Raw genomic sequence first — 23,774 nt, 5'->3', positions numbered from 1 at the left:
AAATCATGAAACGAACAAGTGTATTATTTTTAGTGAGCCTGTGCGTCCTTTTGTTAGGAAGTTGCAAGGGTAATTCTGTTGGTGCGGGTGAGAGTGTAAAGCCTGCCCTGATGTGGTTTGATGCCGAAGCTAACTTCGCGCGGCTTAGCAATCCTGATTCTATAGACTATTATCTGACTAAAATCAAGTCATTGGGGTTTACTCATGCCATTGTCGATGTGCGTCCCATTACCGGCGAGGTGTTGTTCGATACCGAGTTTGCGCCCAAGATGCGCGAGTGGAAAGGCTATGAGCGCAAGGACTTCGACTATTTAGGGTACTTTATTAAGAAAGGTCATGAATTAGGCCTGGAGGTACATGCTTCACTCAATGTCTTCGTGGCCGGACATAACTTCTTTGACCGCGGACTGGTTTATACCGATCATCCTGAGTGGGCTTCCGTGATTTATACTCCCGAGGGGTTGAAGCCCATCACCGGCGAGAAGCGGAAATATTCGGCCATGGTGAATCCCGTGAACGATGATTTCCGAACTCACATCCTCCAAGTGCTGAAAGACTTGGTGAAGCGCTATCCCGAACTGGATGGACTGATGCTCGATCGCGTGCGCTATGACGGCATTACGGCCGATTTCTCCGACCTCTCTCGCCGGAAGTTCGAGACTTATTTAGGTGAGAAGGTGGAACGTTTCCCCGAAGATATCTTTGAGTGGAAATTGAATGATGACAAGAAGTACAGTATTGCTCGCGGCAAGCTCTTTAAGCAATGGATTGAGTGGCGCACCAAGAACATTTACGACTTCATGGCCCTTGCCCGGAAAGAAGTGAAGGCTGTCAATCCCGAAATCTCTTTCGGCACATACACCGGTGCTTGGTATCCTTCGTACTACGAAGTGGGCGTAAACTTTGCCAGTTGCCGGTACGACCCCAGTAAAGATTATGACTGGGCCACTCCAACCTATAAGAACTACGGCTATGCTGAGCTGCTTGACCTCTATACCACAGGTAACTATTATACAGACATCACCATTGAGGAGTACAAGAAGACCAATCACAGTGTGTGGAACGAGACTGACTCGGAAGCACAATCGGGCACCTGGTATTGTGTGGAAGGCTCTTGTCGGAACTTGCGTCACATCTTGAAGGACAATAAGTTCATGGGAGGCATTCTGGTAGATCAATTTTACGACAATCCTTCTAAACTTTCGGCCTCTATTGAGATGAACCTTAAGGCTTCAGATGGTTTGATGGTATTTGATATTGTCCATATCGTTGAGAAAAATCTTTGGAAAGAAGTGGAAACCGGAATGCGGGCCGGTGGAGCACTGAAATAACTGCCCGCTAATATTGAATATGAAACGCTTTTTTATATTGACTTTGTTCTTGTGTATCGGTTTGTCTCTGTGGGCAGGCGATAAGTATAGAACCGGCTTTCTTACGGGCACCGTCACCTGCAACGGCAAAGGAATCTCCGATGTAGTGGTGACCGATGGCACTTGTTGCGTCACTACAGACAAGAAAGGTACCTACAGGTTACCTGTACAGAGAGGCGCCCGCTTTGTCTATCTGTCCACTCCTGCCGGCTATCTGACTGAATGTGACCGTACCATTCCCCGCTTCTATCAGGAGATAGAGCCGGGCAAGACCCGCCATTACGATTTTTGCCTGACGAAGAACCCGAAGGATGATACCCGCCACTTGTTCGTGCTGGAAGCTGACGTGCAAGCCGGCCTGCCGGACCATTGGAAGCAATATGCTCCCATCGTAGAGGAGATTAACGGGCTGGTCAAGGAGCATCCGCGGCAAGACGTGTTTGGATTGAACTGCGGTGACATCTTTTGGGATACACCCCTCAAATCGTTTCCCGACTACATGGCTCAAGCGGAAAAGCTGGGGTTTCCCGTCTTCCGCACCATTGGCAACCATGATATGGATACTCACGGTCGCACGCACGAGACCTCTTACCGCACCTTCGAAGGCTTTTTCGGCCCTACACATTACTCATTCAATAAGGGGAACGCACACTACATTGTGATGAATAACAACTTTTACGTAGGTCGTGACTACTTCTACATAGGTTACTTTGACGAACAGACGCTGAGGTGGCTGGAAGAAGATTTGGCGTACGTGCCTCAAGGCACACTGTTGTTCGTTATCTGCCATATTCCCACCTGTGTCACCGAGAAGGAGCGTCCGTTTGAATACGGATATACGCGGTTGGGTGGCGAAACAACCAATGCCGGGGCCCTGCACCGTATGCTGGACAAATATGAAACTCACTTCCTTTCCGGTCATCTGCACTCCAATGCGAACATCGTCTTTAGCGAGCGGCATATGGAGCACAACACGGCTGCGGTATGCGGTATCTGGTGGAACGGTGACGTATGTGTGGATGGCACTCCTCGCGGATATGGTGTATATGAGGTAGATGGTAACAACGTGACATGGTACTATAAAGGCGCCGGGCATCCTCGCGACTATCAGTTTAGAGCCTATCCTGCCGGAACCTCACAGCAATACCCGCAAGACATTATTGCCAATGTCTGGAACTGGGACAAGGCTTGGAAGGTGGAGTGGCTGGAAGACGGAAAGCTTATGGGCTCCATGGTGCAATACACCGGTATCGACCCCTATGCCGACAGAGTGTGCACCGAGAAGCGCAAAACCATACAGAGCTGGATTGCAGCTGCATCTACCACCCATCTGTTTCGTGCCACGCCTGTGCGCGCTGACGCCGATATAGAGGTGCAGGTGACTGATCGATTCGGGCGGGTTTACAGACAGAGAATTTCAAAGAAATGACGTAAAAGCAGCATAGGAGATTTGGTTATGTTAGGAAAACCCTTATTTGTAGTAGCTTCTATCTTGTTTGCTTCTTTATTCTGTTCGTGCGGCGGAGAAAAGTATCCTGAACACGAATGGGAGTGGGGAGAGGAAAATGAAGCTGAGAAGAATCCTGATATCGTGAAACTGGGCTGGACACCCGTCACCGACCTGGGTAAGCTGCCTGACTATTTGCGGGTATATAAGTCGCCCTCACAGTTGGAAGGTGTTAGTGCCATAGCCTTTATTGCGGTGGCCGATATGGCTGCCGCACAGTTCAATGTTCTGGGTGATGTAGCCTATTCGCAGGAAGCCGGAGGCTACGTGGGTACTGCCCTCAAAACTCCTTCGGAGTTCTATGCTGATTCGCAGTGTCCTGTGGTCATCAATGCGGGGCTGTTCTATGGTGCCAAGAAAGGCAGTAAGACTTTCTATTATTCGCAGAACTTAGTGGTGCGCGAAGGTAAGTTGCTGGCTCCTAACCAGAACTATTATTCCAAAGACTGGGTGACGCTGTGGTATCCCACTCTGGGGGCTTTTTGCCTGATGAAAGATGGTACCTATCGCACCACTTGGACCTACTTCACCAGTGACGGGAAGAACTATTGTTATCCGGCTCCGGCAGCCAATAACATCAATGCTGCACCGTTGCAGGTTCCCTCGTCCACCTTCCCTGCGGGCGCCCGCGAACTTGATGCCGTGACCGGCATCGGTGGAGTGGGTGTGTTGCTGCGTGATGGACAGATAAAGAACACGTATGTCGAAGAGATGCTGGATGTATCGGCGGCAAGTAACCAGCCCCGCACTGCTATTGGCATCACGGCGGATAAGAAGATGGTACTCTTTGTGTGCGAGGGGCGCAACAAGACCGCGGGTGTGCCGGGATTGTCCACTGCCAAGGTGGCTGCTGTACTGAAATCGTTGGGCTGCGTCGAAGCGTTGAACTTGGACGGAGGCGGTTCGTCGTGCATGTTGGTCAATGGTAAAGAGACAATAAAAGGAAGTGACGGCAAGCAGCGTAAAGTACTGACGGCCGTGGGACTGAAATAGGGGCGTGAAAAGAAAAAAGCCTCTTATCGTTCTGTTAGAATAAAAACAAGAAAGTAACTTATACTATTCATTTGATTTGCTTACCATGAAAAGAGCTGATTCGCTGGATGCCTTCCGAGGATACGCCATCCTTACCATGATACTTTCCGGTACCATTCTTACTAATGTTTTGCCTGCTTGGATGTCTCATGCGCAGGTGGGGCCTCGGTCCGGTTTTGCTTTCGATCCCTCCATATATGGCATTACTTGGGTTGACTTGGTATTCCCGTTTTTCCTCTTTGCCATGGGGGCGGCTTTTCCGTTTTCTATAGGCAGAAAGTTAGAGAAGGGCGAGAGCAAGGGGCGCATAGCCTTTGACAGTCTGTTGCGAGGTGTCCGCCTGACGTTTTTTGCTATCTTTATTCAGCACATGTATCCATGGTCAGTGTCCACTCCTCAAGACATCTTGTCGTGGGGAGTGGCCATTACCGCCTTTTTCTTATTGTTTCCCATGTTCATGCGCTTTCCCAAGTCGATATCCCGATGGGTACGGGTGGCTGTGGAATTAGGGGCCTATGCTGCGGGCATTGGGATGATGCTGTTGATACCCTATGCCGGTGGTAGGGTATTCAGCCTCGGTTACAGCAACATCATCATTCTGGTGTTGGCCAACATGGCCATCTTCGGCTCCTTGATTTACCTTTTCACCTACCGCAACCGGTGGGCGCGCGTGGCGGTACTGCCGTTTGTTATGGCTGTCTTTCTCGGCAGTGCCACTGAAGGCTCGTGGATAGCCGAGGTGATGAACTTCACTCCACTGCCGTGGATGTATCGTTTCTTCTATCTGAAGTATCTTTTTATTGTCATTCCGGGCAGTGTGGCGGGCGAATACCTGCGCGAGTGGCTCGACGGACACAAAGAACAGACCGGAGCCCCCGCATGGCGCATAGTGCTGCCGGTCGCGCTCTTGGCTGTAAGTGTCATCGCATGGAATCTGTATGGGCTTTACACCCGACAGTTGGTGCTGAACCTGTGGGGCACGGTGGCGTTATTGGTGGCGCTGCATCTGTTGCTGCGCAGAAATACCCCCGATTTTTGTTACTGGCGGAAGCTCTACGTGGCAGGTGCCTATCTGTTGTTGTTGGGGTTGTGCTTCGAGGCCTACGAAGGTGGTATCCGCAAAGACGACTCCACCTACAGCTATTACTTTGTGACTTCCGGTCTGGCATTCATGGGGCTGATAGCATTCTCCGTCTTGTGCGATGTACGTCGGGTGAACCGCCTGGTGCGTTTGCTGGAATTGGTGGGGCAGAATCCCATGATAGCCTATGTGACGCCGCAGCTGCTCATCATGCCTTTACTGCATCTGACGGGGCTGGCTGCTTGGCTCGACCTGCTGAATCAGAATGCTTGGGCAGGCTTTCTCAGAGGTGTCATCGTGACAACGCCGGCGCTATGCGTAGCGGCCTTTTGCACCAAGAAGAAGTGGTTCTGGCGTACTTGACAGATTAATGGGCATCATGTGTGAAAACGGACATTGAAAGAAGACCATGAGCCTCATTCATGCGAAGGCGTTTCCTGCATGTGTACATTCGTTAGGCTGTTCAGTTATGATAATCTCCGTTTCTCTTTATCAACTCTATCAGTTTCTCTACGGCCTCTTCTTCGGGGATGTTCTTTTCAATACATTCTTTCTTTTTATAGAGACTGATTTTACCCCGTCCGGCGCCTACATAGCCGTAGTCGGCATCTGCCATTTCGCCGGGGCCGTTGACGATACATCCCATAATGCCTATTTTGAGTCCCTTCAGATGGGCGGTGGCGGCTTTAATGCGGGCAATGGTACTTTCCAAATCATAGAGTGTGCGTCCGCAACCGGGGCAAGAAATGTATTCCGTCTTGCTGGTGCGCACGCGTCCGGCCTGCAGGATGCCGAAAGCGATGGCATCTACTGCTTTGTCGTTTATTTCATCATTGCTTGCCTGGTTGAATAGGAAGATACCGTCGCACAAGCCGTCGAAGATGAGTGCTCCCATGTCCGCGGCCGACTTTATTTGGAGATTCTCCACTTCATTTTCAGCATAGTGTTCAAAGAATACTACCGGATTTCTTAAGCCTTCCTGCATCATCTGGTGTAGCAAAGCACGGTGTTCGCCTAAGCGGTTGGGATGGTTGCTTTGTGCCACGAGCACGACTTCCGGATGGTGCTTCAGGCAGGCAATGGCTTCGTCATTCAGCCCTATGTAGGTGATGAAGAGAAATTTCAAAGACGCGTTGCAGCTGCCGAGGAACGGAAGCTGGTCGCCTTTGAAAGCCGGCCAAGCGTTACTCTGTTCCATGCCGTTGTGTTGCCGTTCCATCCAGACATCGGCGTCAATGATGCATTGTATGCCTGCCGGGCATTGGACAGGCAGGGCACGTCCCGTATAGACATAGTCGGGCAGGAACTGAGGATTGAAATCCATGTTGCCGTCCAAGCGTGCGGTAATGACTACGGGGAGGTTTGTTCCGCCTATGTTGCGCACGGCTGACGTCTTGCGGCGGGCAGGGGATAAATAGTTGAATTCGGAAGCCTCTGTTCCGGGAATGTAGGGATGGCCTTGACGTTGCACGATGTAGTCCGCCAATTTGCGTGCTACGGGGATTTCCGCTTCGGGGGCTTCGCTCAAGGAAACCCGTATGGTGTCTCCCAAGCCGTCTGCCAGCAAGGCACCGATGCCCAAGGCCGACTTGATGCGTCCATCTTCTCCGTCTCCGGCTTCCGTCACGCCAAGATGCAACGGGAAGTGCATGTTCTCCCGCTCCATCACGTTGGCCAGCAGGCGCACGGTCTTTACCATCACCACCGTGTTGGAGGCTTTGATGGAGATGACTACATCTCCGAAGCGCTCTTCCACACAGATGCGCAAGAACTCCATGCACGATTCTACCATGCCTTTCGGCGTATCACCGTAGCGCGACATGATGCGGTCGGACAGCGAGCCGTGGTTCACACCTATGCGGATGGCTGTGTGGTTTTCCTTGCAGATATTGAGGAAAGGCACGAAGCGGTCGTGTATCTTTTTCAGCTCTTGCGCATATTCCTCGTCGGTATACTCCAAATGCTTGAAAGTGCGTGCCGCGTCCACATAGTTTCCGGGGTTGATGCGCACTTTCTCCACATACAGCGCCGCCACATCGGCCACCTTCGGATTGAAGTGAATATCGGCCACCAGAGGAGTCATATAACCCTCCTGACGCAGGGCTGCATTGATGTTCATCAGGTTTTCGGCCTCTCTGACGCCTTGTGCCGTGAGGCGCACATACTCACCGCCGGCATCGACGATGCGTTTCACCTGTTCCACGCTGGCTTCCGTATCTTGCGTGGCCGTATTCGTCATGCTTTGTATGCGGATGGGGTTGGAACCGCCCATCGGTGTGGCTCCGATATTCACTTCGGATGTTTCCCGTCGGGAATAGTTGAATAGATTCACGTTGATTAGTGTTTAGTGTTTAGCGATTAGTGGTCAGTGAGCGTTAAGCACTAATCGCTAACCGCCAACCGCTGATTTCAGTTTGTTTTGTATTCGTACTTCACTTCTTTCAAATCCTCGTTTGCCTTGACGATTTTCTTCTTTAAGCCTTCCTTGTAAGAGGCAAAGGTTTCCGCCAGTGAGGCATCGCTCAATGCCAGCATTTGCACGGCGAGGATGGCGGCGTTCATGGCACCATTGATGGCTACAGTGGCTACCGGGATGCCCGGAGGCATCTGTATGATGGAATAAAGCGCGTCTACGCCGTCGAGCACCGAGCCTTTTATGGGAACACCGATGACCGGCAAGGTGGTGTTGGCGGCGATGACACCGGGCAGGGCGGCAGCCATGCCGGCGGCGGCAATTATCACTTTGATGCCGCGTTGGCGGGCATTCTTGGCAAACTCTTCTACCGCTTCCGGTGTGCGGTGGGCAGACAAGGCGTTCATTTCGAACGGAACATGCAACTCGTTGAGCAGCTGTGCGGCCTTTTCCATGACGGGCAGGTCGGAAGTGCTGCCCATGATAATACTGACTGTTGGAGACATGTGATTAGTGCTTGGTGATGAGTGATGAGTGATAAGCGGTGGGCGGACAAGGGCGGGAGATTGCCGTACACCCGCCGCCCACTGCTTAAGTTTATTATTCTTGTTAATCGTTGAAAAACGTGCGGCCTTACTAACCGTTAACCGCTAATCATTAACCGTTAACAACTAATAGCTAACCGCTAACAACTAACCGCTAACAACTAACCGTTAGTCGCTATCGCTAACGACTATCCGTTAATCAACGCTTTGTACGCTTCCGCATCCAGCAGGCTGTCGAAGTCGGCATCGGCATCCGGTTTGATTTTGATGAGCCAGCCTTCTCCGTACGGATCAGTGTTCACCAGTTCGGGCCGGTCGGCGAGGGCCGCGTTCTGTTCCAGCACTTCTCCGCCCACGGGCAAGAAAAGGTCGGAAATGGTTTTTACCACTTCGATGGTGCCGAAAACTTCGTCGGCGGCCAATGTTTCGCCTTCGGTCGGGATATCTACAAACACGATGTCGCCCAATTGTTCCTGTGCGTAGTCGGTAATGCCTACATAAGCCACGTCGCCTTCTTGGCGAATCCATTCATGCTCTTTGGTGTACTTTACATCAGTAGGAAAGTTCATAATCATTAGTTTTAAAAGGTTGATACTATAATTGATTTAAAAAAGGAAAATTCTGAATAACGCATTGCTTAGGGGGTGGAGCACCAGCAAGGAGCAGACCAGCCCTACGGCAAACCCACCCATGACTTCGCCCGGCGTGTGGTGTTGCAGGATGATGCGTGCCGTGCCCAGTACGCCCGCCACCAAGATGAAGAGGCACAACCACCCTACGGGATTGTAGCCGAACAAGGCGCTGAAAGCCACCAGTCCGCCCACAACAGCCCCCGCGCCGGCCATGTGTTCGCTGAGCTTCCATTTCAGGTTGACGATGACGCAGATAAGCATCGTTATCAATGCGGCGAGGATGATGCCCGTCATGTACCAGGGAATATTCAGCCGTTGCATCATCAGCAGGCAGAAGATGTAGGAAGCGATGGTCAGGATAAAGGGAATATACCTCTTCTTCCTGTCCGCCAAGTCTTGCGGACTGAAGCCGTTGATTTTGCGGAAGATGAAAATGGTCAGCGTGGGCATCAGGATGGTGAAGCAATAGATCACGCCCAATACAATCAGCTTGTACTGCAGCGGCATGATGCGCAAGTACGAAAAGATGAACAGTATCAGAAAGGCGACGAAAGGAATGGAAAACGGCGTGAATAGGGCCGAGACCACTTTCGCGGTTCTAATCAGCGTTCTGTCTGCTATGATATGTTCTTCCATTTATTGCAAGTTACAAGTTTACTAATTATCGTCTCAGTCTTGCCACCGGAATATTCATCTGCTGGCGGTACTTCGCCACCGTCCGGCGGGCTATCGGATAGCCTTTCTCTTTTAATATTTCGGTGAGTTCGTCGTCCGTGTAGGGCTTCTTCTTGTTCTCGTTTTCCACGCATTCTTTCAGTATCTTGCGTATTTCGCGCACGGACATTTCTTCGCCGTCTCCGGTGGTATAGCCGTCGTTGAAGAAGAACTTCAGCGGATACACTCCGAAGTTGGTCTGCACGTATTTGCTGTTGCTTACGCGCGAGACGGTCGAGATGTCCAGCCCGGCGCGCTCGGCCACATCTTTCAGTATCATGGGGCGTAGCAGCGACTCGTCGCCCTCGAGGAAGAACGGGCGTTGCAGGTCGATGATGGCCTGCATGGTGGTCATCAGCGTATTCTGCCGTTGCTTCACGGCGTTGATGAAGCCTTGCGCCGCGTCCATCTTTTGTTTCAGGAACATCATGGCGTCCTTCGACGCTTTCGATTGGTTCGCCTTGTTCTTGGTATGCTCCTCCACCATTTCGGTGAAGTCGCGGCTCATGCGCAGTTCCGGCACGTTGCGGTTGTTCAGCGTCAGGTTGATGGTGCCGCCGTCATACGTATCCACGATGAAGTCCGGCACAATCTGTTGCATGTTCTTGCCGATGGTTTCGCCCAAAGAGGCACCCGGGCGGGGGTTCAGCTTGCAGACCTCCTTGATGGCCCGGTCGCAGACGTCTTCCGGCAGATTCAGCTTCTGCCGTATCTTCTCCCAATGTTTGCGGGTGAACTCCTCGTAGCATTGGCCGATGATGTCCTCTTCGATGCGCAGCAAGGAGTCGGGGGTAGTAGGCGACTGTTGTTCCATCTTGCGGCGAATCTGGATGAGGAGACATTCCTGCAGGTTGCGGGCCCCCAGTCCGGCGGGGTCGAAATCCTGAACCGTCTTCAGCGCCTCCTCCAGTTCCTGTACAGAGGCGTCGATGCCCGCATAAATGGCCAGCTCGTCGCTGATGCTGTCCAACGATTTGCGCAGCAGGCCGTCGTCGTCCAGCGAGCCGATGAGATACTCGGCCAGTTCGCGTTGCCGTTCGCTGAGGTTGCGTTCGCTCAGTTGCTCCTTCAGGGTTTCGTAGAACGAGGTGGTGTCCGAAAAAGGAATCTCTTCGGGCTGCTCGCCTTTGCTCCGGTTGTTCTCCTGCAATTTATAGTCGGGGATGTCGTCTTCGGTCAGGTAGTCGCTCAGCGAGTCGTAGTCGGTGTCGCCTCCGTCGTCCGTGCCGGCTTCGGGTGCGTCGGCATACTCGTCGGTCGCGGCTTCGTCTTTGCCCTCTTCCAGTGCCGGATTCTCCAAAAGTTCGGCACGCACGCGGTCTTCCAGTTCCATGGTGGGAAGTTCCAGCAACTTCACCACCAGAATCTGTTGCGGCGACAGCGTCTGTACCTGCTGTTGCGTCTGCGTCTGTATCTGTCGGGAACCTTGTGCCATGCTTTGTCGGAGTTATGAGTTACAAACTTGATGAATTCCACCGCAAAGATAATACAAACCGCTTGAGAAAGAAATGAACGGGGCAGTTTTTTATCCCATGCCGCTTTTATCTCATGTTGTTTTTATCTCATGCCGTTTTTATCCCGATATGCCGCGCGATTGCGGTTCATTGTCCGCAGCCGCCCATCCTTCCGCTTTTCGGACGGGTTCCGCCGATGTGTGGTGTGTGCATGCCTCCGCCGCCTTTCTCTTGTCGATACATGGGTGTTTGTCCGGTGGAAGCTGATACAAGTCGTTGAGGGTGGCATTGGACGTATTTCTCTTGTCGATACATGGGTGCTTGTCCGATGGAAGCGTGAGTGTGTGCTTGATGGGGGAGTGAATGTTTATTCAACGGGAGAGTGAATATGTGCCCGATGGAAGCGTGAGTGTTTGCTCAACGGGGAAGTGAATGTGTGCTCAATGGGGGTAGTGAATGTTTGCTCAATGGGGGAGTGAGTGTTTGCTTAATGGAAGCGTGAGTGTTTATTCAACGGGAGAGTGAATGTTTGTCCGGCGGAGATACGGAAGAAAAGTTGTTGAGACGGGCGAGAAAAATATCTCTTCACACGTTCGAAAACATATGCGTCTATAGTAAGTAATCTCTGTTCGCAGTGCGCGGACGCATATCCGCGCACTGCGGATATATGTTTGCGCACGCCGAATATATATCCGCAAGTTGCGAACAGAGATTTCTTACTGCTCTTATACAAGTTTCCGAGCTGTACTCAATAGGTTTTCTCGCCCGTCTCAACAACTTTTCTTCCGTATCTCCGTTCAGCAAGCACTCACTCTCCCCATTGAGCACATACTCACGCTTCCGTCGGGCACACATTCACTCCCCCATCAAGCACATACTCACGCTTCCATCGGACAAGCACCCATGTCTCTGCCGGGCAACGCAGGGGCGGCCGCAATGGTTGCCGAACCGCAGCCGAAGAGGGGAAGTGCCGGAAACCGAACGTGCGAGGTGCTAAGAAATACTAAAAACGCATGCTCTAAGCGTTTTCTTTTTTTATATTTGCGATATAACAACTAAAAAATACAGCGTTATGTTTGCTAAAGAAACGTATGTGCAGCGCCGGGCCCTGCTGAAGAAAACAATCGGCTCCGGAGTGTTACTGTTCTTGGGTAATGACGAACAAGGGTTGAACTACGAAGACAATGCCTTCCGTTACCGTCAGGACTCCACCTTCCTCTACTTTTTCGGTTTGTCGTTTGCCGGACTGTCGGCTGTCATAGACATTGACGAGGATAAAGAAATCATCTTCGGCGACGAACTGAGCATCGACCACATTGTCTGGATGGGAACCCAGCCCACACTCCGCGAAAAGGCTGCGGCAGTGGGCATCGGGGAAACGCGCCCCTCGGCCGATATTGTGACCTATCTGCACAAGGCCGTTCAGAAAGGGCAAGCCGTCAACTATCTTCCTCCCTATCGTGCCGAACACAAACTGAAGCTGATGGACTGGCTGGGCATTCCTCCTTCCCGTCAGGAAGGCTCCGTCCCGTTCATCCGTGCGGTGGTGGCGCAACGCAACCATAAGTCGGCTGACGAGATAGCCGAGATAGAGAAAGCCTGCGATGTGACCGCCGACATGCACATTGCGGCCATAAAAACCGTACGCCCGGGTATGTACGAGTATGAGGTGGTGGCGGAGATGAACCGTGTGGCCGGACTGAACAATTGCGAGCTCTCTTTCGCAACGATTGCCACCGTCAACGGGCAGACCCTGCACAATCACTATCACGGCAACCGGGTGAAGCCGGGCGACCTGTTTCTGATTGATGCCGGCGCCGAGTTGCCGTCGGGCTATTGCGGCGACATGTCGTCCACCGTTCCCGCCGACAAGACTTTTACTCCCCGCCAGCGTGCCGTCTATGAGATACAGAACGCCATGCACCTTGCCTCTGTCGATGCGCTTCGTCCGGGCATCCCCTACATGGAGGTATATGAACTGTCCGCCAAAGTCCTGGTAGAAGGCATGAAGGCACTGGGCCTGATGAAAGGCGATGCCGAAGACGCCGTACGCGAAGGCGCCCATGCCTTGTTCTACCCTCACGGTCTGGGCCACATGATGGGGTTGGACGTACACGACATGGAGAACCTCGGCGAGGTGTGGGTAGGTTACGACGGCCGTCCCAAGAGCACGCAGTTCGGCCGTAAGAGTCAACGGCTCGCCATCCCCCTGCAACCCGGCTTCGTGTTCACCGTCGAACCGGGCGTTTACTTCATCCCCGAACTGATAGACCTCTGGAAGGGGCAAAAGAAGTTCGCCGATTTCATCAACTATGATAAGGTAGAAGAATACCGCCATTTCGGCGGCATCCGCAACGAGGAGGACTATCTGATTACGGAGACAGGCGCACGCCGCCTGGGCAAGAAGATTCCGTTGACGCCGGAAGAGGTGGAGGCGCTGAGGTAAAGGTACATATATATTCCCCTTGAGGCTGTCCGAAATGAATAGTATGCTTTCAACATAATAAGAGGCATACTACTTTTCGGAGAGCCTTTTTTGTATCGGGGCAGAGTTGCTGCAAACTTAAAATCTTTTAGTTGCTCATGGTTCGTGATGTACGGAAAATTATTTATTCTCAAATACCGAATTGTCTTTTGCCCATGCAGCTGTAAAGATGATAGGGGATATAAAATCACTGCCGGTAATCTTCCGGTTGAAATATAGAAGTAGCTCTGTCAAGGCATTGTCGCTCTGTACATTCATTTGGGCATTTCCGCCTACAATCATTACCCGGATATTGGAGTTTGACAATATAGCGTGAGATGTATCGGCTATTTTCTCCGGGTTGTTATAGTTTTGCATCACGTTGTCTATCGCGGCCTTCAATTTGCTCAAAGGTTGTTCCGATTCGATTAAGGCAACAGCCTTCCTGCCGAATGTAACCGAGTTTAAATAAATCAGCTTATCCGTCATCATGCTTGTCTCTATAAATGCTTCCCCAACAATAATAAGCTCGTGCTTGCATCTCGTCATGCTTATGTGCATCGTAATATTGCACGGCTATCCGTATCAGCGAATCATCCGTCTGCGTGATGTAGTTTTTGTCTCGTGCTTGTGTAAGCAACAGGGCATGGTAGGCAATATCTGCCTCTGTCTTCAGGTTGCCGGCGGGTATGCCTTGCAGTATGCGCAGGGCACTGTCGGGATATGAATTCAGCAACGAATCTGCCTGTGCCAACATTGCATCATGCTCCGTCGGAGCGGTACAGGCAATCGGTAGCAGAGTAATAAGTATAAACATGGAACTTACAACTTGTTTTATCATGCTGTCTGGTTATTGAATACATCGCAAATATAATGAATTCTCGGTATTTTTCCATCTCACTCCCATTTAGGTTGTATCAGCCACTCCGCATCTCCTCCGCATGAGCTCCGTATTACCTCCGTATGAGCTCCGTATCATCTCCGTATCATCTCCGTATCAACTCCGTATCACCTCCGTATATCCTTCGTTCTTTTCCTCTTCATAAAGATACGGACTTGGTACGGATCGGGTATGGAGTTGATACGGGCAGGACAAGAGAGGGACAGGTACTTAAAATGAATATTCTAGTTAGGAGAATGTTCTTTTCTTGTTCCGGGCAGATGAATATTGGAAGTGTAATGCTATCTTTGTAACTAAAATAGAGAGCAGATCCGTCGAAGGCCATGAAAACAATAGTATTATAAATGGATAGGATATGAAAAGCTTTGGAAAGAAACCTTGGCTGTTGCCACAGCCTGTATTGATTATCGGCACTTACGACCGAGAGGGAAAGCCCAATGCCATGAATGCGGCATGGGCGGGGACATGGGATGATGACACCATCATGATTTCGATGGGGACGCATTATACCACAAGGAATTTGAATGAAAAAGGGGAGTTTACCGTGGCATTTGCCACCGTGGATACATTGGTGGCCTCCGACTTCGTGGGTATTGTAAGCATGAAGAATGATACGGATAAAATAAAGAAGACAGGTTGGACGGTTGTCTCTGCCGAACATGTGAATGCGCCTGTGTTCAAGGAGTTCCCGATGACCATGGAATGCCGGGTGAAAGAGAAACTGAACACTTCAGCTACGGGTTTTTACCTCGTTGCCGAAGTGGTCAACATCTTCTGCGATGAAGCTTATCTTGCCGAAGACGGTAAGCCCGACATGACACGAATGAACCTGATTAGCTTCGACCCCATTCATAACCGATATATACGGATGGGAGACGCGGTAGGGAAAGCTTTTGCCGACGGTAGGCGATTGAAATAGGGCACTGCCCGTTGCCCGCCAGCGATGCCCATTGCTATCTGTAGAAAAGCTTGCCTTATGTATGCAACTCCAGCACAAACCGTGCTCCTTTGGTGTATCCGCCGTCCAGCGTCAGGCTGCCGTTCATCTTGACGGATATCAGCGAGCAGATGGGCAGCCCGAGGCCGTCGCCCTGCGTCAGGTCTTTGACTTCGGTAAAGGGCTTGAAAATGTTTTCGCACCGTTCTTCGGGAATGCCGCAACCGGTGTCGCTGACGATGAACTGATGGGTATGTGCGCCGCGTTTCTTGAAGTCGAGCCATATCTTGCCTCCGGCGGGAGTATATTCGGCTGCATTCGCAAGCAAGTGCAGCAGCACTCGTTCCAATGATTCCGGATTGATTTTCACATTCAGCTTGGGGGCATTGACGGCGAGTGTGACGTCTTCGCGCACTTTCTCTCTTATCTTGTCCATGAGCTGCTCACAGAAAATGGAAATGTTTTTCTCTTCCATCTCATAAGGTTGCGACAGGGAGTTTTCCAGCTCGGAGAGTTCCTGAATATGCGCGGAAAAAGAGCGGAGGGCTTGTACGCCAGGCTGTGAAGCGTCGAGTGTGTTCAGGGTAGGCTCCATCCGGACAGAGATGTTCCGGATGAACCGGGTCTTCAAATCGTTATGTTCGTTGGCTATGTCGATGGCCTTCTTTTGTTTGCGGGTAAGCACGATGAAGCGAAGCAAAACGATGCCTCCGAATATCAATGCGGCGCCCAGAATGGCAGCCAACACGCAAAGGCCGATGATGATATATTGCTTGGTGCTTAGGGAGTCGTCTTTCTCGCCGATGGTGGCGAGACTTTCATCATACTTCTTCTTCAGGAGATTCAACTCGTCTTGTGCGGTAAGGGCTTTTACGGAGTCGGTCCACAAGATGTATTTGTCGTAGGTGCGTGCCACAAGTCCGGCATTGTTGGCTTTGCGGGCTATGTTGATAAGAGTTTGGTAGCATTCGTTTACTTTGGCATAATTCTTCAGCTCTTTGTACTGTCCTATCAGCCGGTTGATGGCGGCGTCGCCCTGCGCATTCATGCCAAAGGTGTAATAATAGTTGGCCTGCGTATAAAGGAAGTCGTTGCTCAAAGAGTCGTTGCGAGCAGCCCTGGCTGTCTCTTCCAGCCGGTTGAGCAGTTCCTTGGCGCGTGCGGGGTTCTTCAGGTTGATATACATCTGCAAACGTTCTTTGTTGATGCGAAAATGCAAACCGGGCAATGCCTTGCCGCTTTTCTGTTCGCCGGCAGCCACCATCTGCTCGGCACTGCGCAACAATTCGAAAGCTTCTTTATAATAGTTCTCCCGATGATAGAGAGAAGAGGCGTTGACACCGCACTCCACGGCCTTGTCATACTTGTCTTGAGAGGCGAAAGAATTATAGGCTTGCAAGAAAAGGTAGCGCGCCTTGATGTATTCCTTTTTCGTAAGGTTTTCTTGCGCCTGTTTCATCTGCTCGTCCGTGCGACTTTGCGCATAGGCCCGGGGGCATAGACATAAAGCGCCCCAAAAAAGAAGTATGCTGATAGTTCTTTTCATACGTCATTCCGTTTTATTTGCATACAAAGGTAAAATAAATAATCAGTACTTGAAACTGCTTCCTCCTAAAAATTCTCTCAGCAGCGAGGTTGGAGGTATCTCCTTGTCCTGAACGGGTGTGAAATATTTGATGAATTTCAGCAACCGGTAGGCCTCGGCGTGTTCGGGGCAGTTGCGCGGCACGCTGTTGAGGATGGGCTCTGCATGGCTGCGTAGTACGGCGAATTCGAACAGCAGGGCGGAATTGAACATGACGTCGGCATTCTCTTGATAGGGGAATATCCATTTGTCTTCGCCGGCACGCACACTGGGCCAGCGCGAGATGGTTTCCTGTGCCGAGTAGCCGCGATAGTTGTGGTCGCGGATGATGCGGCGCAACAGGCGGTTGTCGGTGGTAGGAATCCAGTTGTGGTCGTCCAGTGAGATGGTGGTGAGGGCGGACACGTAAATCTTATACTTGCTTTGGGCGTCGATTTGCGGGGTCAGTTCGGGGTTCAGGGCGTGGATGCCTTCGAGGATGAGGATGGTGTGGTCGTCGATGCGCAGTTTTTCGCCGTTATATTCTTTCTTGCCGAGGGCAAAGTTGAAGCGTGGAATCTCTACCTCTTCTCCCCGGAGCAATGCCTGCAACTGGCTGTTGAAGAGCTTGAGGTCGAGCGCATAGAGCGACTCGTAGTCGTGGTTGCCGTTTGCGTCGCGTGGGGTGTCCTCTCGATCAACGAAGTAGTCGTCGAGCGAGATAGGATACGGGCGGAGGCCGTTGGTCATCAGTTGCACCGATAAGCGTTTGCTGAAGGTGGTCTTGCCCGAAGAAGAAGGGCCGGAGATGAGCACCAGTCTGACGCGATTGCCGTTTTCGCCACGATGATAAATGTCGTCGGCAATCTGGGCTATTCTCTTTTCCTGCAAGGCTTCGGCCACGTTGATGAGATCGGTGGCATGTCCTTCTTCACAGGCAAGGTTGCAGTCGCCCACGTTGCTCAGGCCCATGATGTAGTTCCAATGCAGATGCTCCTTAAAGACGTCGAGCATTTTCTCTTGCTTCACCACCTCTTCCAGCACGTCGGGGTTTTCTTTGTTGGGGATGCGCAACAGCAGGCCGTCGTAATACTTCACTACGTCGAACAGGCGGATGTAGCCCGTGGAAGGCAGCAGGTTGCCGTAATAATAATCTACGGTGTCGCCCAGCGTGTAATAGTAAGTGTAGAGTGAGCCCGAGGTTTCCAGCAGCTTCACTTTGTCGTTCATGCCTCGTTCGCTGAAGATGCGCACGGCTTCGGCCGTGTGACACTCCACCCGGTGATAAGGAATGTCTTCGGCAATGATTTCCTGCATCCGTTTTTTAATGGCCATCACATCTTCAAGCTCGATGGGGCGGCCGAGGCGCAAGTTGCAGAAATAGCCTTTGGACACAGGATGCTCCACGTATAGCTTACCTTTGGGGAACAGCTCGTTGATTGCCTTGTAGAGGACGAAGCAGAGCGAACGCACATAGGTGCGCATGCCCGAAGGATCGCGAACGTCGAGAAATTCGACATCCTTGTTATTGTATACACGGAAGTTCAATCCCTCGGAACGATTGTTCACCTTTGCACTGACCACCTGATAAGGGAGGTTGAAATTAAAACCGGAATAAATATCCAAAAGTGAGCTTCCGATAGGGAATTCTTTAGAAATATTATTATTTTTGCAACAAATTTGTAACATGTGTTCCATGATATCTCTTTTAATTTGGTTTACAGGTTAAATATAGGGTATAATAACACATCGTACAACGAACCCTTTAATTAATTAAAGATGGAATATTCTTTTTATGATTTTTTAAAGTTGCTCGGCTCGCTGGCTTTGTTTCTCTACGGAATGAAAATCATGAGCGAGGGGCTTCAAAAATTTGCCGGTGACAGACTGCGGAAGATTCTCACCGCCATGACAACCAATCGAGTGACCGGCGTGCTGACCGGTGTGCTGATTACAGCGTTAATCCAATCCTCTTCTGCCACTACGGTGATGGTGGTGAGTTTCGTAAATGCAGGGCTACTGACGCTTTCGCAATCCATAGGTGTCATCATGGGGGCCAATATCGGTACTACCGTCACGGCATGGATCATTTCAGCTTTAGGCTTTAAAGTAGATATTGCCGCTTTTGCCCTTCCTCTTCTTGCTTTCGGCATACCCCTCATGTTCTCTCAAAAAAGCTCGCGCAAGTCTATCGGCGAGTTCATATTCGGTTTCTGTTTTCTGTTCATGGGGCTATCAATGTTGCAGGCCAATGCGCCGGACCTGAGACAGAACCCCGACATGCTGGCCTTTGTGCAGGACTATACGGACATGGGCTATCTTTCGATTTTGCTTTTTGTGGGAATCGGTACCGTGCTGACGATGATAGTGCAGGCATCCGCAGCCACCATGGCCATCACACTGATTATGTGTGCCAATGGCTGGATCAGTTTCGAATTGGGGGCGGCACTGGTGCTGGGTGAGAATATCGGTACGACCATCACGGCCAATCTTGCCGCACTGACCGGTAACACACAGGCGCGAAGAGCTGCTTTGGCGCATTTGGCGTTCAATGTGTTTGGCGTGATGTGGGTGCTGTGTCTGTTCACTCCTTTCACCGAGGCTGTGTCTTGGTTTGTGGACAATGTGATGGGCACCAAAGATCCTGCGGTGGCTGTCTCTTTTAAGCTTTCGGCGTTCCACACCTGTTTTAACATCTGCAACGTGCTTGTCCTGATATGGTTCGTGAAGGCCATCGAACGTACGGTTTGCGCCATTATTCCGATGAAGGAGCAGGACGAGGAGTATCGTTTGCGCTTTATTTCGGGCGGTATGCTCTCTACGGCAGAACTTTCCATCTTGCAGGCCAGCAAGGAGATTCACCTTTTTGCCGAACGTACCCACCGCATGTTCGGGATGGTTCAGGACTTACTGCATACGGAGAAGGATGATGATTTCAACAAACTGTTCAGCCGTGTGGAGAAGTACGAGAACATCAGCGACAGCATGGAGCTGGAGATTGCCAATTATCTGAACCAGGTGTCAGAGGGACGGTTGAGTTCGGAAAGTAAGTTGCAGATACGTGCCATGTTGCGCGAGGTGACGGAGATAGAGAGTATCGGCGACAGCTGTTATAATCTGGCCCGTACCATCAATCGCAAGCGCCAGACCAATCAGGACTTTACGGAAAAGCAGTATGAACATATACACTTCATGATGAAGCTGACGGACGACGCCTTGACACAGATGATTGTCGTTGTGGAGCATCCTGAGCATGCGAGCAATGATGTGAACAAGTCGTTCAATATAGAAAATGAAATCAATAACTACCGAAATCAGCTGAAGAATCAGAATATTCTGGATGTGAACAATAAGGAGTACGATTATCAGATGGGAGTTTACTACATGGATATTATTGCGGAGTGTGAAAAGCTGGGCGACTATGTGGTGAACGTGGTGGAAGCCAGCAGTGATATAAAAGAAAAGAAAGTGTCTTAGGACACTTTCTCAAAATCTTCTTTGCCTACGCCGCAAAGGGGGCATACCCAATCATCCGGGATGTCTTCAAAGGCGGTTCCGGGCTCAATGCCGCTGTCCGGGTCGCCTAATTCCGGATCATAGACGTAGTCGCAAACTGTGCAAATGTACTTTTCCATAAATTTAAAATTTTAATAGTTTCTATCTGTAACACACAAATCGCTTGTTTTGTTTACTGCCTTGAACAGTTTTTTGATGAACAGTGCGGAAATGCCGTGGCGGGTGTGACGCACTTACTTTTTATTACTACCTTTGCCCCGCTAATTAAATCTGAAGATATGCATGATTGGAACAAAAGACGATTATAGTCATATGGGATTGACCGATGAGCAGGTGCGGAAGAGCCGTGCCGAGCATGGAGTGAACCTGTTGACACCTCCCAAACGCCCGTCTTTGTGGAAACTGTATCTGGAGAAGTTCGAAGATCCTGTAGTAAAAGTGTTGCTGGTGGCGGCTCTGTTTTCTCTTATTATTTCCATTATAGAAAATGAATATGCCGAAACCGTCGGCATTATTATGGCCGTTCTGCTGGCCACCGGCATCGGCTTTTTCTTTGAATATGATGCCGGCAAAAAGTTCGACTTGCTGAATGCCGTGAACGAGGAGACTTTGGTGAAGGTGATTCGCAACGGTCGTGTGCATGAGATTCCCCGTAAAGAAGTCGTGGTAGGGGATATCGTCTTGCTGGAGACCGGTGAAGAGGTGCCCGCTGACGGAAGATTGTTGGAAGCTATCTCCCTGCAGGTGAACGAGTCGAACCTGACGGGCGAGCCGGTAGTATCCAAAACCACTTTGGAAGCTGATTTTGACGAAGAGGCTACATATGTTTCCAACTGTATATTGCGTGGTACCACGATAGTGGACGGACATGGAACTATGTGCGTGGAGGCAGTGGGTGATGCCACGGAGATTGGTAAAGTGGCCCGTCAAAGTACCGAGCAGAACACCGAACCTACCCCCTTGAACATCCAACTGACCAAGCTGGCCGACCTGATTGGGAAAATCGGGTTCTCTGTGGCGGCCTTGGCTTTTCTTATCTTCTTTGTAAAGGATGTGGTGCCGGTCTGTGACTTTGCGTCTTTCCATGCCTTCGGCGACTGGCTGCCGGCGTTGCAGGCTACTTTGCGGTATTTCATGATGGCTGTGACCTTGATTGTGGTCGCTGTGCCCGAAGGCTTGCCGATGAGCGTCACGCTCAGTCTGGCTTTGAACATGCGCCGCATGCTCTCGACCAACAACCTCGTGCGTAAAATGCACGCTTGCGAAACGATGGGAGCCATTACGGTGATTTGTACCGATAAGACGGGTACGTTGACTCAAAACTTGATGCAGGTGCATGAGGCGAATTTCGGCGGGTTGAAGAATGGTTGTGTGTTGGGTGACGACGACCTCAGCCGTTTGGTGATGGAGGGTATCAGCGTCAATTCCACCGCTTTTCTGGAAGAGGGTGTGTCCGGCGAAAAGCCGAAAGGCCTGGGTAATCCGACGGAAGTGGCTTTGCTGCTCTGGTTGAATGAGCAGGATAAAGATTATCTTGCCCTGCGCGGACAAGCCACCATCATCAATCAACTGACTTTCTCAACGGAACGGAAATTTATGGCCACTTTGGTGCACTCTCCCCTGACGGGGAAAAAAATCCTCTATGTGAAGGGTGCTCCGGAGATTGTGTTGGGCAAGTGCAAGAATGTGGTTTTGGATGGCAAGTGTGTGGATGTCTCGGAATATCGTCCGATGGTAGAGGCGCAGTTGCTCAACTATCAGAACATGGCAATGCGTACACTTGGTTTTGCATTCAGGATAATTGATGAGGAGGAGCCGGAAACGGGAGAAGGAATACAAGAGAAAGTAAAAGACATGTCGTTCTTGGGGGTGGTCGCCATCAGCGATCCCATCCGCCCGGATGTGCCTGCCGCCGTCGAAAAATGTCGCTCGGCAGGTATCTGCGTAAAGGTCGTGACGGGCGATACTCCCGCTACGGCTACCGAGATAGCGCGTCAAATAGGCTTATGGTTGCCGGAAGATACGGAGCGCAATCGTATTACGGGGGCGGCGTTTGCCGAACTGACTGATGAAGAGGCGCTGGCCCGCGTGATGGATTTGAAGATTATGTCGCGCGCGCGCCCCACGGATAAGCAGCGGTTGGTGCAACTATTGCAGCAGAAAGGAGAGGTGGTGGCCGTGACGGGCGACGGAACCAACGATGCCCCGGCACTGAACCATGCCCAGGTAGGGCTTTCGATGGGCACGGGAACCTCCGTGGCCAAGGAAGCCGGCGACATCACCTTGCTGGACGATTCGTTCAACAGCATAGGTACGGCCGTGATGTGGGGACGTTCCTTGTATAAAAACATACAGCGTTTCATCGTGTTCCAGCTTACCATCAATTTCGTGGCACTCTTCATAGTGCTGTTAGGCTCTTTGGTGGGTACCGAACTGCCACTCACCGTGACGCAGATGCTGTGGGTGAACCTGATTATGGACACGTTTGCCGCATTGGCGCTGGCGTCCATTCCGCCCGATGAGGATGTGATGAAAGAAAAGCCTCGCAAAAGTACGGATTTCATCATTACCGCTTCTATGAAGGTTCATATCCTGGGCATGGGGCTGACTTTTCTGGCCGTGCTGATGGGGATACTTCTTTGGTTCGGCCATGAGGGAGGTGGTATGACGCCTCGTCGCTTGACGATTTTCTTCACATTCTTCGTCATGCTTCAGTTTTGGAATCTTTTCAATGCACGCGTATTCGGAACTTCGGATTCGGCTTTCAAAGGCATCACCAAGTCGTATGGAATGGAATTGATTATATTCGTCATCTTGGGCGGACAAATACTTATCGTGCAGTTTGGCGGTGCTGTGTTTCGCACCGTTCCGCTCGACTTGCCCACGTGGATAGCGATTGCAGCCTCCACGTCTCTTGTACTGTGGATGGGCGAACTTGTCCGCCTTGTCCGACGTTTAATGCAGAAGTATAAAAATGAGAAAAAGAGGAATTAAAAACCTTATTATTGATTTCGGCGGTGTGCTGATTGACTTGGACCGTCAACGTTGTATCGAGAAATTCAAAGCTTTAGGGTTTCAGGACGTAGAGGCAATGCTGGACATCTATCACCAGCAAGATTTCTTCCGGAATTATGAGAAAGGGCTGATCACCGGTGAGGAGTTTCACGATGTGATTCGCGGAAAGATAGGAAAGCCGGTGACCGATGTGCAGATAGACGATGCATGGAATAGTTTTTTGGTGGGCATCCCGATGAATAAGCTGAGTCTGCTCTTGAAGCTGCGCAAGGACTACGTGGTTTATCTGTTGAGCAATACCAACGACATTCATTGGCAATGGGCGTGCAAGCATGCGTTTCCTTACAGGGGCTTTCGGGCAGAGGATTACTTTGAACAAATCTTTCTCTCTTACGAAATGAAAATGGCGAAGCCCGACACCGCTATTTTTCAGAAGGTGCTCGACGAGACGGGCATTCTTCCGCAGGAAACACTCTTTATTGATGATTCCGAGGCCAACTGCCGTGCGGTAGAGTCGTTGGGCATCTCTACCTACACGCCGCAGGCTCACGAAGATTGGAGCCAGCTCTTCGGCCATCGGCAGTGAACGGGCAGCAGGGATGATGCATGTTGCGTGCTGAATGACAGAG

Annotated in this window: 20 protein-coding genes; 10 read left to right on the top strand and 10 right to left on the bottom strand. The window is 51.0% G+C overall.

The annotated features are described in order from the left end of the window. The first annotated feature begins 5 nt into the window (after positions 1–5). The 4 genes from C4H11_RS06700 to C4H11_RS06685 all read left to right on the top strand — a co-directional run bounded on the left by C4H11_RS06700 (position 6) and on the right by C4H11_RS06685 (position 5,353). Positions 6–1,331 (top strand): alpha amylase family protein, encoded by a 1,326-nt coding sequence (locus tag C4H11_RS06700; protein ID WP_106040973.1) that lies wholly within the window; start codon positions 6–8, stop codon positions 1,329–1,331. Positions 1,332–1,350: 19 nt separating this feature from the next. Next, positions 1,351–2,799 (top strand): calcineurin-like phosphoesterase C-terminal domain-containing protein, encoded by a 1,449-nt coding sequence (locus tag C4H11_RS06695; RefSeq protein WP_106040972.1) that lies wholly within the window; start codon positions 1,351–1,353, stop codon positions 2,797–2,799. A 27-nt stretch (positions 2,800–2,826) separates the two neighbouring features. Next, entirely contained in the window at positions 2,827–3,870 is a 1,044-nt protein-coding gene (locus tag C4H11_RS06690; protein ID WP_106040971.1) for a phosphodiester glycosidase family protein, read from the top strand. A gap of 85 nt (positions 3,871–3,955) precedes the next feature. Next, the gene (locus tag C4H11_RS06685; protein ID WP_106043195.1) at positions 3,956–5,353 is read left to right on the top strand and encodes a DUF5009 domain-containing protein; all 1,398 of its coding nucleotides are present in this window, start codon (positions 3,956–3,958) and stop codon (positions 5,351–5,353) included. Between the two features lie 100 nt (positions 5,354–5,453). Here C4H11_RS06685 and C4H11_RS06680 read toward each other — a convergent pair whose 3' ends face one another. The 5 genes from C4H11_RS06680 to rpoN form a co-directional block, all read right to left on the bottom strand. Beyond that, on the bottom strand, positions 5,454–7,262 hold the full coding sequence (locus C4H11_RS06680; protein ID WP_234819911.1) for a 4-hydroxy-3-methylbut-2-en-1-yl diphosphate synthase: 1,809 nt from the start codon (positions 7,260–7,262) through the stop codon (positions 5,454–5,456). Between the two features lie 137 nt (positions 7,263–7,399). Continuing rightward, a complete protein-coding gene (gene purE / locus C4H11_RS06675; RefSeq protein ID WP_106040969.1) occupies positions 7,400–7,909 on the bottom strand; it encodes a 5-(carboxyamino)imidazole ribonucleotide mutase in 510 nt (169 codons plus the stop codon). 227 nt (positions 7,910–8,136) lie between these two features. Further along, complete coding sequence (gcvH, locus tag C4H11_RS06670; RefSeq protein WP_106043193.1) at positions 8,137–8,517, bottom strand: glycine cleavage system protein GcvH; 381 nt, start codon at positions 8,515–8,517, stop codon at positions 8,137–8,139. 36 nt (positions 8,518–8,553) lie between these two features. Continuing rightward, a complete protein-coding gene (locus C4H11_RS06665) occupies positions 8,554–9,216 on the bottom strand; it encodes a phosphatase PAP2 family protein (RefSeq protein ID WP_106040968.1) in 663 nt (220 codons plus the stop codon). A gap of 25 nt (positions 9,217–9,241) precedes the next feature. Next, positions 9,242–10,729, bottom strand: a complete 1,488-nt coding sequence (rpoN, locus tag C4H11_RS06660; RefSeq protein WP_106040967.1) for an RNA polymerase factor sigma-54 — start codon at positions 10,727–10,729, stop codon at positions 9,242–9,244. 129 nt (positions 10,730–10,858) lie between these two features. Here rpoN and C4H11_RS14080 point away from each other — a divergent pair, with 129 nt between their 5' ends. Both C4H11_RS14080 and C4H11_RS06655 read left to right on the top strand, forming a co-directional pair. Further along, positions 10,859–11,134 (top strand): hypothetical protein, encoded by a 276-nt coding sequence (locus C4H11_RS14080; RefSeq protein ID WP_129588289.1) that lies wholly within the window; start codon positions 10,859–10,861, stop codon positions 11,132–11,134. A gap of 686 nt (positions 11,135–11,820) precedes the next feature. After that, on the top strand, positions 11,821–13,194 hold the full coding sequence (locus tag C4H11_RS06655) for an aminopeptidase P family protein (protein WP_106040966.1): 1,374 nt from the start codon (positions 11,821–11,823) through the stop codon (positions 13,192–13,194). A 159-nt stretch (positions 13,195–13,353) separates the two neighbouring features. Here C4H11_RS06655 and C4H11_RS06650 read toward each other — a convergent pair whose 3' ends face one another. Together C4H11_RS06650 and C4H11_RS06645 are read right to left on the bottom strand one after the other, a co-directional pair. After that, on the bottom strand, positions 13,354–13,704 hold the full coding sequence (locus C4H11_RS06650) for a thiol-activated cytolysin family protein (protein WP_164996514.1): 351 nt from the start codon (positions 13,702–13,704) through the stop codon (positions 13,354–13,356). Further along, on the bottom strand, positions 13,691–14,053 hold the full coding sequence (locus C4H11_RS06645; protein ID WP_129588287.1) for a hypothetical protein: 363 nt from the start codon (positions 14,051–14,053) through the stop codon (positions 13,691–13,693). Before C4H11_RS06645 ends, C4H11_RS06650 begins: the two co-directional genes overlap by 14 nt. Positions 14,054–14,468: 415 nt before the next feature. Here C4H11_RS06645 and C4H11_RS06640 point away from each other — a divergent pair, with 415 nt between their 5' ends. Continuing rightward, positions 14,469–15,032: a flavin reductase family protein gene (locus C4H11_RS06640; protein WP_106040963.1), complete on the top strand. Its 564-nt coding sequence runs from the start codon at positions 14,469–14,471 to the stop codon at positions 15,030–15,032. A 55-nt stretch (positions 15,033–15,087) separates the two neighbouring features. Here C4H11_RS06640 and C4H11_RS06635 read toward each other — a convergent pair whose 3' ends face one another. Next, a complete protein-coding gene (locus tag C4H11_RS06635) occupies positions 15,088–16,596 on the bottom strand; it encodes a sensor histidine kinase (protein ID WP_106040962.1) in 1,509 nt (502 codons plus the stop codon). Between the two features lie 42 nt (positions 16,597–16,638). Then, complete coding sequence (locus tag C4H11_RS06630) at positions 16,639–18,312, bottom strand: nucleoside kinase (RefSeq protein ID WP_106040961.1); 1,674 nt, start codon at positions 18,310–18,312, stop codon at positions 16,639–16,641. A gap of 81 nt (positions 18,313–18,393) precedes the next feature. On the opposite strand from C4H11_RS06630, the gene C4H11_RS06625 reads away from it, so the two are divergent. Beyond that, entirely contained in the window at positions 18,394–20,091 is a 1,698-nt protein-coding gene (locus C4H11_RS06625) for a Na/Pi cotransporter family protein (RefSeq protein WP_106040960.1), read from the top strand. On the opposite strand, the gene rd is transcribed toward C4H11_RS06625, so the two are convergent. Continuing rightward, a complete protein-coding gene (rd, locus tag C4H11_RS06620) occupies positions 20,088–20,249 on the bottom strand; it encodes a rubredoxin (RefSeq protein WP_106040959.1) in 162 nt (53 codons plus the stop codon). The two genes, C4H11_RS06625 and rd, sit on opposite strands and share 4 nt — an antisense overlap. A 163-nt stretch (positions 20,250–20,412) precedes the next feature. Between rd and C4H11_RS06615 the strand changes: the two genes are divergently transcribed. Both C4H11_RS06615 and C4H11_RS06610 read left to right on the top strand, forming a co-directional pair. Continuing rightward, positions 20,413–23,124, top strand: coding sequence for a calcium-translocating P-type ATPase, PMCA-type (locus C4H11_RS06615; RefSeq protein ID WP_106040958.1), 2,712 nt, complete (start codon positions 20,413–20,415; stop codon positions 23,122–23,124). Continuing rightward, entirely contained in the window at positions 23,105–23,731 is a 627-nt protein-coding gene (locus C4H11_RS06610) for an HAD family hydrolase (protein WP_106040957.1), read from the top strand. Before C4H11_RS06615 ends, C4H11_RS06610 begins: the two co-directional genes overlap by 20 nt. The last annotated feature ends 43 nt before the right edge of the window (positions 23,732–23,774 follow it).

This window comes from Bacteroides zoogleoformans, from assembly GCF_002998435.1.
GTDB classification, from domain to species: Bacteria; Bacteroidota; Bacteroidia; order Bacteroidales; family Bacteroidaceae; genus Bacteroides; species Bacteroides zoogleoformans.
The sequence above is the reverse complement of the archived record's forward strand: the minus strand, read 5'-3'. Positions and strand labels throughout refer to the sequence as shown.

Bases quoted from the DNA above. Each gene is read 5' to 3' on its own strand.
- C4H11_RS06700 (WP_106040973.1), top strand. From the start codon at position 6: ATGAAACGAACAAGTGTATTATTTTTAGTGAGCCTGTGCGTCCTTTTG.
- C4H11_RS06695 (WP_106040972.1), top strand. From the start codon at position 1,351: ATGAAACGCTTTTTTATATTGACTTTGTTCTTGTGTATCGGTTTGTCT.
- C4H11_RS06690 (WP_106040971.1), top strand. From the start codon at position 2,827: ATGTTAGGAAAACCCTTATTTGTAGTAGCTTCTATCTTGTTTGCTTCT.
- C4H11_RS06685 (WP_106043195.1), top strand. From the start codon at position 3,956: ATGAAAAGAGCTGATTCGCTGGATGCCTTCCGAGGATACGCCATCCTT.
- C4H11_RS06680 (WP_234819911.1), bottom strand. From the start codon at position 7,262: ATGGGCGGTTCCAACCCCATCCGCATACAAAGCATGACGAATACGGCC.
- purE (WP_106040969.1), bottom strand. From the start codon at position 7,909: ATGTCTCCAACAGTCAGTATTATCATGGGCAGCACTTCCGACCTGCCC.
- gcvH (WP_106043193.1), bottom strand. From the start codon at position 8,517: ATGAACTTTCCTACTGATGTAAAGTACACCAAAGAGCATGAATGGATT.
- C4H11_RS06665 (WP_106040968.1), bottom strand. From the start codon at position 9,216: ATGGAAGAACATATCATAGCAGACAGAACGCTGATTAGAACCGCGAAA.
- rpoN (WP_106040967.1), bottom strand. From the start codon at position 10,729: ATGGCACAAGGTTCCCGACAGATACAGACGCAGACGCAACAGCAGGTA.
- C4H11_RS14080 (WP_129588289.1), top strand. From the start codon at position 10,859: ATGCCGTTTTTATCCCGATATGCCGCGCGATTGCGGTTCATTGTCCGC.
- C4H11_RS06655 (WP_106040966.1), top strand. From the start codon at position 11,821: ATGTTTGCTAAAGAAACGTATGTGCAGCGCCGGGCCCTGCTGAAGAAA.
- C4H11_RS06650 (WP_164996514.1), bottom strand. From the start codon at position 13,704: ATGATGACGGATAAGCTGATTTATTTAAACTCGGTTACATTCGGCAGG.
- C4H11_RS06645 (WP_129588287.1), bottom strand. From the start codon at position 14,053: ATGATAAAACAAGTTGTAAGTTCCATGTTTATACTTATTACTCTGCTA.
- C4H11_RS06640 (WP_106040963.1), top strand. From the start codon at position 14,469: ATGAAAAGCTTTGGAAAGAAACCTTGGCTGTTGCCACAGCCTGTATTG.
- C4H11_RS06635 (WP_106040962.1), bottom strand. From the start codon at position 16,596: ATGAAAAGAACTATCAGCATACTTCTTTTTTGGGGCGCTTTATGTCTA.
- C4H11_RS06630 (WP_106040961.1), bottom strand. From the start codon at position 18,312: ATGGAACACATGTTACAAATTTGTTGCAAAAATAATAATATTTCTAAA.
- C4H11_RS06625 (WP_106040960.1), top strand. From the start codon at position 18,394: ATGGAATATTCTTTTTATGATTTTTTAAAGTTGCTCGGCTCGCTGGCT.
- rd (WP_106040959.1), bottom strand. From the start codon at position 20,249: ATGGAAAAGTACATTTGCACAGTTTGCGACTACGTCTATGATCCGGAA.
- C4H11_RS06615 (WP_106040958.1), top strand. From the start codon at position 20,413: ATGATTGGAACAAAAGACGATTATAGTCATATGGGATTGACCGATGAG.
- C4H11_RS06610 (WP_106040957.1), top strand. From the start codon at position 23,105: ATGAGAAAAAGAGGAATTAAAAACCTTATTATTGATTTCGGCGGTGTG.